At 72.5% G+C, this 13,392-nt stretch carries 14 protein-coding genes; 2 read left to right on the plus strand and 12 right to left on the minus strand.

All coding sequences use genetic code 11. The annotated features are described in order from the left end of the window. The first annotated feature begins 60 nt into the window (after positions 1–60). Together NYE39_RS04140 and NYE39_RS04145 are read left to right on the plus strand one after the other, a co-directional pair. Complete coding sequence (locus NYE39_RS04140; protein ID WP_185220348.1) at positions 61–501, plus strand: Fur family transcriptional regulator; 441 nt, start codon at positions 61–63, stop codon at positions 499–501. Between the two features lie 41 nt (positions 502–542). Then, complete coding sequence (locus tag NYE39_RS04145; RefSeq protein ID WP_072624812.1) at positions 543–2,114, plus strand: catalase; 1,572 nt, start codon at positions 543–545, stop codon at positions 2,112–2,114. A gap of 60 nt (positions 2,115–2,174) precedes the next feature. Here NYE39_RS04145 and NYE39_RS04150 read toward each other — a convergent pair whose 3' ends face one another. The 12 genes from NYE39_RS04150 to NYE39_RS04205 all read right to left on the minus strand — a co-directional run bounded on the left by NYE39_RS04150 (position 2,175) and on the right by NYE39_RS04205 (position 13,389). Further along, a complete protein-coding gene (locus NYE39_RS04150; protein WP_341011915.1) occupies positions 2,175–2,939 on the minus strand; it encodes a TrmH family RNA methyltransferase in 765 nt (254 codons plus the stop codon). 56 nt (positions 2,940–2,995) lie between these two features. Next, positions 2,996–3,379: a 50S ribosomal protein L20 gene (gene rplT / locus NYE39_RS04155; protein WP_072624813.1), complete on the minus strand. Its 384-nt coding sequence runs from the start codon at positions 3,377–3,379 to the stop codon at positions 2,996–2,998. A 39-nt stretch (positions 3,380–3,418) separates the two neighbouring features. Further along, positions 3,419–3,613, minus strand: coding sequence for a 50S ribosomal protein L35 (gene rpmI, locus NYE39_RS04160; RefSeq protein ID WP_007925928.1), 195 nt, complete (start codon positions 3,611–3,613; stop codon positions 3,419–3,421). Positions 3,614–3,656: 43 nt separating this feature from the next. Continuing rightward, positions 3,657–4,295, minus strand: a complete 639-nt coding sequence (infC, locus tag NYE39_RS04165) for a translation initiation factor IF-3 (RefSeq protein WP_083546307.1) — start codon at positions 4,293–4,295, stop codon at positions 3,657–3,659. Between the two features lie 292 nt (positions 4,296–4,587). Beyond that, positions 4,588–5,310 carry an SseB family protein gene (locus tag NYE39_RS04170; protein WP_072624815.1) on the minus strand — a complete coding sequence of 241 codons (723 nt, stop codon included), beginning with the start codon at positions 5,308–5,310 and terminating at the stop codon, positions 4,588–4,590. Continuing rightward, positions 5,307–6,050 (minus strand): bifunctional 1-(5-phosphoribosyl)-5-((5-phosphoribosylamino)methylideneamino)imidazole-4-carboxamide isomerase/phosphoribosylanthranilate isomerase PriA, encoded by a 744-nt coding sequence (priA, locus tag NYE39_RS04175; RefSeq protein WP_072624816.1) that lies wholly within the window; start codon positions 6,048–6,050, stop codon positions 5,307–5,309. The genes NYE39_RS04170 and priA overlap by 4 nt, the downstream gene beginning before the upstream one ends. Next, a complete protein-coding gene (hisH, locus tag NYE39_RS04180) occupies positions 6,047–6,700 on the minus strand; it encodes an imidazole glycerol phosphate synthase subunit HisH (RefSeq protein WP_341011916.1) in 654 nt (217 codons plus the stop codon). The genes priA and hisH overlap by 4 nt, the downstream gene beginning before the upstream one ends. Next, a complete protein-coding gene (locus NYE39_RS04185) occupies positions 6,697–7,287 on the minus strand; it encodes a hypothetical protein (protein ID WP_143445524.1) in 591 nt (196 codons plus the stop codon). Before NYE39_RS04185 ends, hisH begins: the two co-directional genes overlap by 4 nt. Positions 7,288–7,295: 8 nt before the next feature. Then, complete coding sequence (gene hisB, locus NYE39_RS04190) at positions 7,296–7,904, minus strand: imidazoleglycerol-phosphate dehydratase HisB (RefSeq protein WP_341011917.1); 609 nt, start codon at positions 7,902–7,904, stop codon at positions 7,296–7,298. Beyond that, positions 7,901–9,019 carry a histidinol-phosphate transaminase gene (locus NYE39_RS04195; protein WP_341011918.1) on the minus strand — a complete coding sequence of 373 codons (1,119 nt, stop codon included), beginning with the start codon at positions 9,017–9,019 and terminating at the stop codon, positions 7,901–7,903. Before NYE39_RS04195 ends, hisB begins: the two co-directional genes overlap by 4 nt. Further along, complete coding sequence (hisD, locus tag NYE39_RS04200) at positions 9,016–10,362, minus strand: histidinol dehydrogenase (RefSeq protein WP_341011919.1); 1,347 nt, start codon at positions 10,360–10,362, stop codon at positions 9,016–9,018. Before hisD ends, NYE39_RS04195 begins: the two co-directional genes overlap by 4 nt. 57 nt (positions 10,363–10,419) lie before the next feature. Then, positions 10,420–13,389, minus strand: coding sequence for a bifunctional [glutamine synthetase] adenylyltransferase/[glutamine synthetase]-adenylyl-L-tyrosine phosphorylase (locus tag NYE39_RS04205; protein ID WP_192910389.1), 2,970 nt, complete (start codon positions 13,387–13,389; stop codon positions 10,420–10,422). Positions 13,390–13,392: the final 3 nt, after the last annotated feature.

Below are 13,392 nucleotides of genomic sequence, written 5' to 3' on the forward strand. Positions count from 1 at the left end.
GGCACCCTAGCCGCGCCCCTTTTTTTGACTCGTTCAAGTTCTGGTGGGACTCTGGAAGCGATGAGCACGATGATCGACACCGACGTGGCGGCAGGCCTCCTGCGCGAGCACTCCCTGCGCGTCACCGCCCCCCGGGTGGCGGTGCTGCGGGAGTTGTCCGCGCACCCCCACGCCGACGTCGACACGATCACCCGCGCCACCCGCGAGCGGCTGGGCTCGGTGAGCACCCAGGCCGTCTACGACATCCTCGGCGCCCTCGCCGCACAGGGCATGGTCCGCAAGTTCGAGCCCGCCGGGCACCCCGCCCGCTACGAGCTCGAGCTCGGCGACAACCACCACCACCTCGTGTGCCGCACCTGCGGCACGATGGTCGACGTCGAGTGCGCCCCGGGCAAGGCCCCGTGCCTCGACGCCGCCGACGACCACGGCTTCGCCATCGACGAGGCCGAGGTCATCTACTGGGGCATCTGCCCCGGCTGCGCGCAGACCGCCGCACCCTGACCCGCACTACTCCCCACCCCGCAGAGAAAGAGGAGCAGCAGATGTCATCCACCCCCTCCACCCCCGCCCCGCGCTCGGACGCCAACGGCACGCTCGACGTGTCGGGACAGTCGACGCAGGTCAACGGCGCCCCCGCCGTGAGCGATCGCAACAGCCTGTCCGTCGGCAGCAACGGACCGCTGCTGCTCCACGACACCCACCTGGTCGACACGCTCGCCCACTTCAACCGGGAGAACATCCCCGAGCGCAAGCCGCACGCCAAGGGCTCCGGTGCCTTCGGGCACTTCGAGACGACCGCTGACGTCTCGCAGTACACCAAGGCGGCGCTCTTCCAGCAGGGCACGACGACGCGGATGCTCGCCCGATTTTCCACCGTCGCCGGTGAGCTCGGCTCCCCCGACACCTGGCGCGATGTGCGCGGCTTCGCGCTGCGCTTCTACACGAGCGAGGGCAACTTCGACCTCGTCGGCAACAACACGCCGATCTTCTTCCTGCGCGACCCGCTGAAGTTCCCCCACTTCATCCGCAGCCAGAAGCGCCTGCCCGACTCCGGCCTGCGCGACAACACGATGCAGTGGGACTTCTGGACCAACAACCCCGAGTCGGCGCACCAGGTCACCTACCTCATGGGCGACCGCGGTCTGCCCCGCTCGTGGCGGCACATGAACGGCTACGGCAGCCACACCTACATGTGGGTCAACGCCTCGGGCGAGAAGTTCTGGGTCAAGTACCACTTCCACACCCAGCAGGGCGTCGAGGGCCTGACCAACGACGCGGCCGGTCGTCTCGCCGGCGAGGACGCGGAGTTCCACCGGCGTGACCTCTTCGACGCCATCGCCCGCGGCGAGCACCCGCAGTGGAAGCTGTCGGTGCAGGTCATGCCCTACGAGGACGCCAAGACCTACCGCTTCAACCCCTTCGACCTGACGAAGACCTGGTCGCACGAGGACTACCCGCTCATCGAGGTCGGCACGATGACCCTCGACGAGAACCCGGTCAACTTCTTCGCGCAGATCGACCAGGCGGCCTTCGCCCCGAGCAACACCGTGCCGGGCATCGGCTTCTCCCCGGACAAGATGCTGCTCGGCCGGGTCTTCGCCTACGCCGACGCCCACCGCGCCCGGATCGGTCCGAACTTCCACCAGCTGCCGGTCAACCGGCCGGCGGTCGCCGCAGAGAACCACTTCTCCTTCGACGGCCCGATGCGCTACGAGCACTCCGGTGCCGCCCCCGTCTACCAACCCAACAGCTTCGGTCGGCCTCACGCCGACACCCAGGGCCCGGTCGACGACGGGTGGGAGGCCGACGGCGAGATCGTCCGCTCGGCCTACGAGCTGCACGCCGAGGACGACGACTTCGGGCAGGCCGGCACCCTCGTGCGCGAGGTCTTCGACGACGCCCAGCGCGACCGGCTCGTCGAGACGGTCGTCGGGGCGCTCGCCGGGGTGCAGGAGCCGGTCCTCGGTCAGGCCCTGCAGTACTGGAAGAACATCGATGCCGAGATCGGCCAGCGCATCGCCGCGGGCAAGCAGGCGGCCGACGAGGCGCCGAGCGACCCGGGCGAGATCCTGCGCGGCCAGGAGACCCACGCCCGCGCCGGCGCGGACGCCTGACCGGTCCCACCACGACGAAGGGCGCCGCTCCCCGCACCGGGGGCGGCGCCCTTCGTCGTGTCAGGCTCGCTGCTGGCGCGCCGAGGCATAGAGGCAGATCGTCGTCGCCATCGCGAGGTTGAGCGACTCGGCGTGCCCGTGGATCGGCACCCGCACGGCCTCGTCGCAGGCGGCGAGGGTCGCCTCCTCCAGACCCCAGGCCTCGTTGCCCATGACCCACACGTGGGGGCCGGCGAGGTCGGTGTCGTCGATCGTCCCCGCTCCCCCGCCGTCGGCGGCCAGACGCCGCACCCCGCCCTCCCCGAGGGTCGCCAGGGTCGGTTCGATCGCCAGACCGGTGACCACCGGCAGGTGGAAGAGCGAGCCGGCCGTGGAGCGCACCACCTTGGGCGAGGTGACGTCCACGGACGCGTCGCTGACGAGCACGGCGTCGGCCCCGGCCGCATCGGCACCACGGATCACCGTGCCGAGGTTGCCGGGGTCGCGGACATGGGTGAGCAGGACGAGCAGCCGCGGGTCGCCGGCGAGGACGCACTCCAGCGAACTGGGTGACCAGTCGACGACGGCGACCGTCCCCTGCGGGGTGTCGGCATCGCACATCGCGTCGAGGACCTCGTCGGTGACCTCGTGGACGAAGATCCCGCGCTCACGGGCCGGCTCGACGAACTCGGCGTAGCGCTCGGCGGCCTCGGCCGTCGCGTAGAGGTCGACGACCCTCTCCGGCGTGAAGCGCACCGCCTCACGCACCCCCTGGGGTCCCTCGACGAGGACACGGCCGGTGCGTCGACGCGCAGAACGCCGGGAGAGCCCGCGCACCGACCGCACCCGCTCCGAGGCGGGGTTGGTCAGCGGTGGGCGCTCCCGGCGTCCGGTGCGGTCGCTCAGGCCTCGACCTTGGCGTCGGTGGTCGCCGGCACGTTGGCCTTGGCGATCTCGACGAGCGCGGCGAAGGCGGCCTCGTCGTTGACGGCGAGCTCGGCGAGCATGCGACGGTCGACCTCGATCTCCGCGGCGCGCAGACCCTGGATGAAGCGGTTGTAGGTCATGCCGTTGGCGCGGGCGCCGGCGTTGATGCGCTGGATCCACAGGCGACGGAAGTCGCCCTTCTTGGCGCGACGGTCACGGTAGCTGTAGACCGCGCTGTGGGTGACCTGCTCCTTGGCCTTGCGGTACAGGCGGGACCGCTGGCCCCGGTAGCCGCTGGCGCGCTCGAGGACGACCCGGCGCTTCTTGTGGGCGTTGACCGCCCGCTTCACGCGTGCCACGTGATGACTCCTTAGATGTGTGGGGACAAGAGGCTCAGGTCAGCGACCGAGCAGCTTCTTGATCTTCTTCTCGTCGGCCTTGGAAACCAGGACGTCGTTGGCGAGACGACGCGCGTGCTGCGGGGTCTTCTCGTGGAACTTGTGGACGTGGTTGGCGCGCTCGCGCATGATCTTGCCCGAGCCGGTGACCCGGAAGCGCTTCTTCGCACCGGAGTGCGTCTTGTTCTTCGGCATGGCGCCGATCTCCTTCTCGTTGCTGTGCTGGTCTGGGGCCGGCTCAGGACTCGGCCGGGGCCTCGGTGGTCTCGGCCTCGGTCGTCTCGGCCGACTCCGCCGGGGCGGCAGCGGCCGCGGTGGCCGCCTTCTGCTCGTCCTTCTTGCGTCGCGCCTCGGCGCGGGCCTCGGACTTCTTCCTCGTCGGGGCGAGCACCATGACCATGTTGCGGCCGTCCTGCTTGGGGGCCGACTCGACGGTGCCGAGCTCCACGACGTCCTCCGCGAGACGCTGCAGCAGTCGGAAGCCCAGCTCGGGGCGGGACTGCTCGCGGCCACGGAACATGATCGTCACCTTGACCTTGTCGCCGGCACCCAGGAAGCGCTCGACGTGGCCCTTCTTCGTGCCGTAGTCGTGGCTGTCGATCTTCGGTCGGAGCTTGATCTCCTTGATGACCGTGTTGACCTGGTTCTTGCGCGCTTCACGCGCCTTCATGGCGGCTTCGTACTTGTACTTGCCGAAGTCCATGAGCTTGGCGACGGGGGGCTTGGCCATCGGAGCGACCTCGACGAGGTCGAGGTCCGCCTCTGCGGCGAGACGAAGGGCGTCCTCCACGCGGACGATGCCGACCTGCTCCCCGTTGGGGCCGACCAACCGCACCTCCGGGACGCGGATACGGTCATTGATGCGAGGCTCGCTGATGTGCTGCTCCTTAGCTCGGTGTGTCACTCCCGCCACCGACGAAGAAAGGCTCCTCGCCGATGCGAGGAGCCTCACCAGAGCACGACACCACACCCGGACGAAGGGAGTGACGGTGCCACTCCCGCGGTCGGGACCGCGTCGAGACCTGTGACCCGGCAACCGAGTGGTCCATGCGAACCTGTGGTCGACGCGGGTGGAAGCGAGGCTCCTCTTGCGTCACCGCCGCGAGGACGGTGACCGGTCGTGGCACAACTCTACCAGCGGATCCCGCAGAGTCGAAATCGCCGCCGACTCAGACGACCGCGAAGGACAGCCCGTCGACCCGCGCGCGCAGCTCACCGTCGGTGGCCAGCTGCTCGGCCACACCGGTGACGAGCGAGCGCACCTGCTCCTCGCCGAGCCCCGGCACGAGGGTGAGCGTGATCTGCAGGACCCCCTGACCGTCGGGGACGCCGGCCCCCAGCACGTGCTCGGTGATCTCCTCACGGGTGGCGACGACCCGCGCCACCGACTCGGCGACGAAGGGGTCCTCGTGGGCGGGCAGCCAGGCCCGCTGCTGGGCCAGGGCCCAGACCAGGGAGGACCGCACCTCGAAGGCGTGCTCGCTCGCGCAGTCGAGGACCATGAGGTCGGCCTGCTCGCTCACGGCCGCCTGGGCAGCCCGGGCGGCCTCGACGGGCACCGGCCGCACGGACCCGTCGAAGGCCGCGAGATCGGCCATGGAGGAGAAGACCGGGAGCGCCGTGCGCCCGTCGGGGTGCTCGAGCAGCACGACCGCCATGTCGGCCTCCTTGTCGGCCACGACCCCGTGCTCGCCCTCGGCGGTCTCGCCGGCGACGGCCTTGACCGGCACGAGCAGCCGGGCGCCCGCCAGCCGGTCGACGACCTCGGCCTCGCCCCCTGTCGTCAGGGCGCGCAGCAGGGCCGGGTCGGCCTCGCCCGTGTCCCCGCCGAAGCCGCCGGTGGGCAGCTCTCGGCCCTGCCACGGGATGCCGGCGGAGTCGCCGGTGGTCACGGCCGCCCCGCAGCGTCGAGTGCCTCGGCCAGGGTGACCGTGCCCTTGTAGAGCGCGGAGCCGATGATCGCGCCCTCGACGCCCTCGGCGACGAGCCCGCGCAGGGCGATGACGTCGTCGCGGGTCGTCACGCCACCGCTGGCGACGACCGCGGCGTCGGTCGCGGCGCACACGTCCTTCAGGAGCTGGAGGTTGGGACCGGCGAGCATGCCGTCCTTGGCGACGTCGGTGACGACGTAGCGCGCACACCCCTCGCGGTCGAGTCGGGCGAGCGTCTCCCAGAGGTCACCGCCCTCCTGGGTCCACCCGCGGGCGGCGAGGGTCGTGCCCCGCACGTCGAGACCGACGGCGATGCGGTCGCCGTGCTCGGCGATGGCCTGCGCGGTCCACTCCGGGTTCTCGAGTGCGGCCGTGCCGAGGTTGACCCGCGCGCAGCCGGAGTCGAGGGCTGCGGTCAGCGACTCCTCGTCGCGGATCCCGCCGCTCAGCTCGACCTTGATGTCGAGACCGCCGACGATGCCCGCGAGCAGGTCACGGTTGCTCCCGGTGCCGAAGGCGGCGTCGAGGTCGACCAGGTGGATCCACTCGGCGCCCTGCTCCTGCCAGGCCCGGGCGGCCTGCAGCGGGTCGCCGAAGTCCCAGCCCGACCCGGCCACGCCCTGCTGCAGCTGCACGGCCCGCCCTTCGCGCACGTCGACGGCGGGCAGGAGCTCCAGGCGGGGGCTCTCGGTCGTGGTCACAGTGACATCACCCAGTTCTTCAGGAGGTGCAGCCCGGCGTCCCCGGATTTTTCGGGGTGGAACTGCGTGGCGGACAAGGCGCCGTTCTCGACGGCGGCGACGAAGGGGGACCCGTGCTCGCTCCACGTGACCAGGGGCGCTGCGGCCGAGAGCGCACCGTCAGGTCGGGGCATGTCCCAGGTGGGCACCCCGTAGGAGTGCACGAAGTAGAAACGCTCGTCCTCGACACCGGCGAAGAGCCGTGTGCCGGTGGGCACCTCGAGGGTCGACCAGCCCATGTGCGGCACGACGGGCGCGTCGAGACGGGCGACGGTCCCGGGCCACTGCTGCAGTCCCTGCTGCGGTGGCTGGGCACCGGCCGGCTCGTCGGACCCGTCGAACATCACCTGCATGCCGACGCAGACGCCGAGCACGGGACGACCACCGGCGAGCCGGGTGTCGACGAGCGACGGACCGTCGACCGCGCGCAGACCGGCCATGCAGGCGTGGAAGTTGCCCACCCCGGGCACGAGCAGCCCGTCAGCGGCGAGCACCGCCTCGCGGTCGGCGGTCAGCTCGACGCGGGCTCCGACGTGGGCGAGCGCCCGGACGGCGGAGTGGACGTTGCCGGAACCATGGTCGAGGACGACGACGTGGGGGCTGGTGCTCATTGGTGCACATCCTTGACGACGGACTCGAAGGCGCGCACGGCGCTCTCGTCGGGCGAGATGACCGGCCCCAGGGCCCCGTCGCTGCCGTCGAGTGCCCGCCCACCGGGGAGCCCGAGCACCGTGACCACCTCGACGAGCCACTCCAGGTGGGTCAGGTCGGTCCGGCCCCAGAGGGCACGGACCTCACGGATCGGCACCTCCCGCGCGCCGGGATTGCCGGCGAGGGTGCGGTGCAGGTCCTCGGGGGTGAGCGCGGGCAACCGGGGACCGCGCACGATCTCACGGTCGGCCGCACGCAGGGCCCACCGGGCAGGGCTGCGGCCGGCCCGGGCGGTGACCACAGCCGTGTCGTCCATGGCGAACAGGCCGATCGCGGGGGTCAGCCGAGGGCCCACGTGCCGCGAGGCGAGAAGCGTGAGGGCGTCGTCGTAGGGGGCCGCGGTGACGCTCGCCCGCGTCGCCGGCACGACGATCGACCACGCGCTGTGCTCGAGCACGTGGCACGGCACGACACCACGACGTACCCACTCCACCGCGCTCGCGGACGAGGCGGCGAGGAGCACCACTCCCCTGCCCTGCTGGGTCATCGCATCCTCTACAGGGCGCCCTTGGCGCTGGGGATGCCGACGACGCGCGGGTCGGGCTGGACGGCTGCGCGCAGGGCCCGTGCCAGCGCCTTGAACTGCGCCTCCACGATGTGGTGCGGGTCGCGGCCGGCGAGCACGCGCACGTGCAGGGCGATGCCGGCGTTGTAGGCGAAGGACTCGAGGACGTGCCGCGTGAGGGACCCGACGAAGTTGCCGCCGATGATGACGTACTCCTGGCCGGCCGGCTCACCCGAGTGCACGACGTAGGGGCGCCCCGCGACGTCGACGACCGCGTGGACGAGGGCCTCGTCGAGCGGCACCGTCGCGTCACCGAAGCGGCTGATGCCCGACTTGTCGCCGAGCGCCTCGCGCACGGCCTGCCCGAGGACGATCGCGACGTCCTCGACCGTGTGGTGGGCGTCGACGTCGACGTCGCCGTCGGCCCGGACCGTGAGGTCGATGAGGCTGTGCTTGGCGAGCGAGAGCAGCATGTGGTCGTAGAAGCGCACGCCCGTGGAGACGTCACCCCGGCCGGTGCCGTCGAGGTCGACGCTCACCTCGACCCGGCTCTCCGACGTGCCGCGGGTGACGGTGGCGGTGCGGGACGGTGTGCTCACGAGGCCTCCTGGCTCGATGCGTGGGTGGTGACGAGATCGGTCATGGCCGCGAGGAAGCGACCGGTCTCGTCAGGGGTGCCGGCGGTGACCCGCAGGTGGTGGGGGATGCCGACGTCGCGGACGAGGACCCCCCGGTCGAGCAGAGCCTGCCACGTCGCCGGCGCGTCGGCGAGCCCGCCGAAGAGGACGAAGTTGGCATCGCTCGGCACGGGCCGCAGGCCCATCGCGGTCAGCTCGGCGACGAGCCGGTCGCGCTGCTCCTTGATCGCGTCGACGGTCTCGAGCAGCCGGTCGGCGTGCTCGAGCGAGACGCGGGCGATGGTCTGCGTGGGGGCCGACAGGTGGTAGGGCAGGCGGACCAGCCGCAGCGCATCGACGACCTGCGGATCGGCCGCGAGATACCCCAGGCGGCCACCGGCCAGGGCGAAGGCCTTGCTCATGGTCCGGGTGACGACCAGGCGCGGGTGGGCGGCCAGCAGCGACAGTGCGCTCGGCGTGCCGGGTCGGGCGAACTCGGCGTAGGCCTCGTCGACGACGACGACCGCCCGCGGAGCCGCCTCGAGCATCGCCTCGACGACGTCGAAGGGCAGCGCCGTGCCCGTCGGGTTGTTGGGCGAGCAGAGGAAGACCAGGTGCGGGTCGACCCGCCCGGCCTGCTCGACGGCGGACTCGACGGTCAGGTCGAAGGAGTCACTGTCGCGCTGGCCGTCGACCCACGTCGTGCCGAGCGTCTCGCTGATGATCGGGTGCATCGAGTAGGCAGGCGTGAAGCCGAGCGCCGTGCGGTCCGGTCCGCCGAAGGCCTGGACGAGGTGCGAGAGGACTTCGTTGCTGCCGTTGCCGGCCCACACCTGCTCGGGACGAAGGGAGACCCCGCTGCGGTCCTCGAGATAGGCGACGAGCGCCGTGCGCAGGTCGGTGAACTCCCGGTCCGGGTAGCGGTTGAGCCCCCCGAGCTGCTCCTCGAGCTCATCGACGATGGCCGCGACGACCTCGGGCGGCACCGGGTAGGAGGACTCGTTGGTGTTGAGCTGGACGTCGACGTCGAGCTGCGGGGCGCCGTAGGGAGTGCGTCCGCGCAGGGCGGGGCGCAGCAGCTGCTCGATCTCGCTCATCGCAGGGCCTCCCCGGTGCGCGCGCTGATGGCCTCGCCGTGGGCCGGCAGGTCCTCGGCCTCGGACAGCGCGAGGACGTGCGGGGCAACCTCGGCCAGCGCCTGCTCGGAGTACTCGACGACGTGGATCCCGCGCAGGAAGGACTGGACCGACAGCCCGCTGCTGTGGGCGGCGCTGCCGCCCGTGGGGAGCACGTGGTTGGACCCCGCGACATAGTCGCCGAGGCTCACCGGCGAGTGCGCCCCGACGAAGATCGCCCCGGCGCTACGCACCCGGGCGGCGACCGCGGGCGCGTCGGCGGTGATGACCTCGAGGTGCTCGGCGGCGTAGGCGTCGACGACCCGCAGGCCGGCGTCGAGGTCGTCGACGAGCACGATCGCCGACTGCCGGCCGGAGAGGGCCTCGGCGACGCGCTCGCTGTGCTTCGTCGCGGCGGCCCGTCGCTCGACCGCGCCGGCGACGGCGTCGGCGAGCTCGGTGGACTCGGTGACGAGGACCGACCCAGCCATGGGGTCGTGCTCGGCCTGGCTGATGAGGTCGGCCGCGACGTGCTCCGGGTCGGCGGTGGCGTCGGCGAGGACCGCGATCTCGGTGGGGCCGGCCTCGGCGTCGATGCCGACGATCCCCTTGAGCAGGCGCTTGGCGGCGGCCACGTAGATGTTGCCCGGGCCGGTCACGAGGCTCACCGGGAGGCACTCGCCGCGCTCCCCCGCGGTCTCGTCCTCGAAGCCGTGGGCGAATCCCGCCACCGCCTGGGCGCCGCCCATGGCCCACACCTCGTCGACGCCGAGCAGGGCGCAGGCGGCGAGGATCGTCGGGTGCGGGTAGCCGGCGAAGACGCCGACGTTCTCCTTCTGCGGCGGGCTGGCGACGGCGAGCGAGCCGACCCCGGCGATCTGCGCGGGCACGACGTTCATCACGACGGACGACGGGTAGACCGCCCGGCCGCCGGGGACGTAGAGGCCGACGCGCTCGACGGGGACCCATCGCTCGGTGACGGTGCCGCCGCCACCGAGGTCGGTCGTGGTGTCGGTGCGCCGCTGGTCGGCGTGCACCGCCCGGGTGCGCTCGATGGCCACCTCGAGGGCCGTGCGCACGGCCGGGTCGAGCGTGTCGACGGCGGCCTCGAGGACCTCCTGCGGGACGCGAAGGGAGGACGGCCGCACCCCGTCGAAGCGCTCGGCGAGGTCGTAGAGGGCTGCGGCCCCACGGCCATGGACGTCGTCGCAGATCGGTCGGACCGCGTCGAGGGCGGCCTCGACGTCGTACTCGGCCCGCGGCAGGGCGGCACGCAGCTGCCGGGCGCCGAGGGGCTGTGAGCGCAGATCGATCGTCGCGAGCATGCCCCCAAGTCTAGGTATGTCCGCGCCGGCTCCTGACCCGCGTCTCATGCGTCGGGGTCAGACCTCTCCGTAGAAGATCCGGTCGACGACCTGGCGGGCGTGGCGTGCGGTGCGGCGGTAGGACTCGGCGAGGGCCAGCCCCGACTGCGGCGCCATGCCGACGATGCGCCCGACGCCGTCGGCCTCGCGCAGGTTGGACGGCACCGAGTCGACGGGTCGCCCGCGGAAGAGCATGCCGGCATTGCGCAGCAGCGAAGCCATCGACCAGGCCTCGCGCAGGACCACGGCGTCCTCGCCCCCGACGAGCCCGGCCTCGACGGCCGCCCCGAGCGCCGGCAGGGTCCGGGTCGTGCGCAGCTCCTCGTGGTCGTGCGCGTGCTCCAGCTGGAGCAGCTGGACGGTCCACTCGACGTCTGATAGACCGCCCATGCCGAGCTTGAAGTGCGCCTTGCGGTCCGCGCCGCGCGGCAGCCGCTCGGCCTCCATGCGCGCCTTGAGTCGGCGCACCTCGCGCACCTGGGTCGCGTCGAGCCCCTCGGCGGGCCAGCGGATGGGGTCGATGAGGGCGGTGAAGCGCTCCCCCAGCCCGGGGTCGCCCGCCACCGGACGAGCGCGCAGCAGGGCCTGGGCCTCCCATGTCTCGGACCAGCGCTCGTAGTAGGTCGCGTAGGACGCCAGCGAGCGCACCATCGGCCCGCTCTTGCCCTCGGGCCGCAGGTCGGCGTCGAGACCGAGCGGCGGGTCGGACCCCGGGGCGCCGAGCAGGCGTCGCAGCTCACCGACGACGGCGAGTGCGGCCTCCTGGGCTGCCTGGTCGTCCGTGCCCTCGTGGGGCTCGTGCACGTAGAGGACGTCGGCATCGGAGGAGTAGCCCATCTCGCTGCCACCGAGGCGGCCCATGCCGACGATGAGCAGGTCGGTGCCGACCGGCGCCCCTCGATCGGCCTCAACCGCGCGCACGACGACCTCGAGGGAGGCCTGGATGACCGCCTCGCTGATGTCGGTGAGCGCGTCGCCCACCTGCTCGAGGTTGATCCGCCCCTGCAGGTCGGCGACCGCGACGCGGAAGATCTCGGCCCGCCGGATGGCGCGGATGGACGCGACGGCCGCATCGGCCTCGTCCCGACGGCTCGCGGCAGCCCGCATCCGCTTGAGGATCTCCTCCCGCTCGCGCGGGCGCAGTCCGTCGGCGTCGCCGAGCATCTGCACCGCCTCGGGGCTGGCCAGCAGCAGGTCCCCGGCAAATCGACTCGCCCCCAGGGTGTGGGCGAGGATCTGGGCGGCCTCGCCCTCGTCACGCAGCAGGCGCAGGTACCAGTGGGTCGTGCCGAGCTCCTCGCTCACCTTGCGGAAGGCGAGCAGGCCCGCGTCGGGGTCGGCCATCTCGGCGAACCACTCGAGCATGACGGGCAGCAGCTGGCGCTGGATGGCCGCGGTGCGGTTGACGCCGTCGGTGAGGACCTCGAGGTGTCGCAGGGCACCGGCCGGGTCGCGGTAGCCGAGCGCGCTCAGCCGCGCGCGGGCAGCGTCGGGGGTCAGCCGCGCCTCGTCGGGGCTGAGCTTGGCGACCGCCGACAGCAGGGGGCGGTAGAAGAGCCGCTGGTGCAGGCGCCGCACCTCGCGCGAGTGCTCCGTGCGCAGCCGCACGACCTGCTTGTCCGGCTGGTCCCACAGGTGCAGGGCCCGTCCGAGCCGCCGCAGGTCGGCCTCAGCGGTCGGCATGAGGTGGGTTCGCCGCAGCCGGTGCAGCTGGATCCGGTGCTCGAGAGTGCGCAGGACCTTGTAGGCCTCGGTGAGGACCGCCGTGTCGGCGCGACCGACGTAGCCGCCCGCCGAGAGGGCCGCGAGGGCGTCGAGCGTGGTGCCCGAGTGCAGGCTCTCGTCGGTGCGGCCGTGGACCAGCTGGAGCAGCTGGACGGAGAACTCCACGTCGCGCAGACCACCGGGACCGAGCTTGAGCTGGCGCGAGGCCTCGGCGGCTGGGATGTGCTCCTCGACGCGACGGCGCATCGCCTGCACGTCGTCGACGAAGTCCTCCCGGGAGGCCGCCTCCCAGACCATCGGCCGCAGCGCAGCGAGGTACTCCGCCCCCAGCGTGGCGTCGCCGGCCAGGTGACGCGCCTTGAGCAGGGCCTGGAACTCCCACGTCTTGGCCCAGCGCTCGTAGTAGGCACGGTGGCTGGCCACGGTGCGCACGAGCGGGCCTTGCTTGCCCTCCGGCCGCAGCGCCGGGTCGACCGGCCACAGGCTGCCGTGGGCGGTCGCGTCGGAGCACGCGTGCATCATCCGGGTCGCCACCCGCGTCGCGACGTCGAGCGCGGCGGCCTCGTCGGCGCCCTCGACCGGCTCCGCGACGAAGATGACGTCGACGTCGGAGACGTAGTTGAGTTCGCGACCGCCGGCCTTGCCCATGCCGATGACGGCGAAGCGGCAGGTCTGCCCCTCGTCACCCAGCTCGTCGATCGCGATCCGGACCGCGCCCTCGAGCGCCGAGCCGGCGAGGTCGGCCAGGGCGCGCCCGACCTGGGGCAGGAACTCCACGGGGTCCTCGGCCGTCGTGTCGCGGGCGGCGATGCCGAGCAGCTGGCGGCGGTAGCCGACCCGCAGGGCGTCCTGCGGGTCGAGGTCGCCGGGGTCGGCGATCTCGGCGAGCAGGGCCTCGGTCCGCTCCTCCGGTGTCATCTCCCGGGCGTCGACGGCATCACGCCACTGCTCGGGGTGGGCGACGAGATGGTCGACGAGCGCCGTCGAGACGCCCATCGCCCCGATGATCCGGGCGCGCGCCGCCGCGTCGTCCCGCAGGGCGGCGAGCAGCGCCTCGACCTCGTCGCCAGCCGCCTCGACGACCCGGACGAGCCCGAGCAGCGCGCTGTCGGGGTCGGCGGCTCGTGTCAGGGCCGCGACGAGGTCGTCACGGACCTCGGCGAGCGGCGCGAGTGCGGGGTCGGCCAGCAGGGACTCGGCCCGACGGGTGTCGTCGAAGCCTCGACGGGAGATGCTGGGTCCGGGTCGGGCGGGTGGTGTCACGCG

The sequence above is a fragment of the Janibacter sp. FSL W8-0316 genome (assembly GCF_038004165.1).
Lineage (GTDB): Bacteria > Actinomycetota > Actinomycetes > Actinomycetales > Dermatophilaceae > Janibacter > Janibacter indicus.

Bases quoted from the DNA above. Each gene is read 5' to 3' on its own strand.
- NYE39_RS04140 (WP_185220348.1), top strand. From the start codon at position 61: ATGAGCACGATGATCGACACCGACGTGGCGGCAGGCCTCCTGCGCGAG.
- NYE39_RS04145 (WP_072624812.1), top strand. From the start codon at position 543: ATGTCATCCACCCCCTCCACCCCCGCCCCGCGCTCGGACGCCAACGGC.
- rpmI (WP_007925928.1), bottom strand. From the start codon at position 3,613: ATGCCGAAGAACAAGACGCACTCCGGTGCGAAGAAGCGCTTCCGGGTC.
- hisH (WP_341011916.1), bottom strand. From the start codon at position 6,700: ATGAGCACCAGCCCCCACGTCGTCGTCCTCGACCATGGTTCCGGCAAC.
- NYE39_RS04185 (WP_143445524.1), bottom strand. From the start codon at position 7,287: ATGACCCAGCAGGGCAGGGGAGTGGTGCTCCTCGCCGCCTCGTCCGCG.
- NYE39_RS04195 (WP_341011918.1), bottom strand. From the start codon at position 9,019: ATGAGCGAGATCGAGCAGCTGCTGCGCCCCGCCCTGCGCGGACGCACT.
- hisD (WP_341011919.1), bottom strand. From the start codon at position 10,362: ATGCTCGCGACGATCGATCTGCGCTCACAGCCCCTCGGCGCCCGGCAG.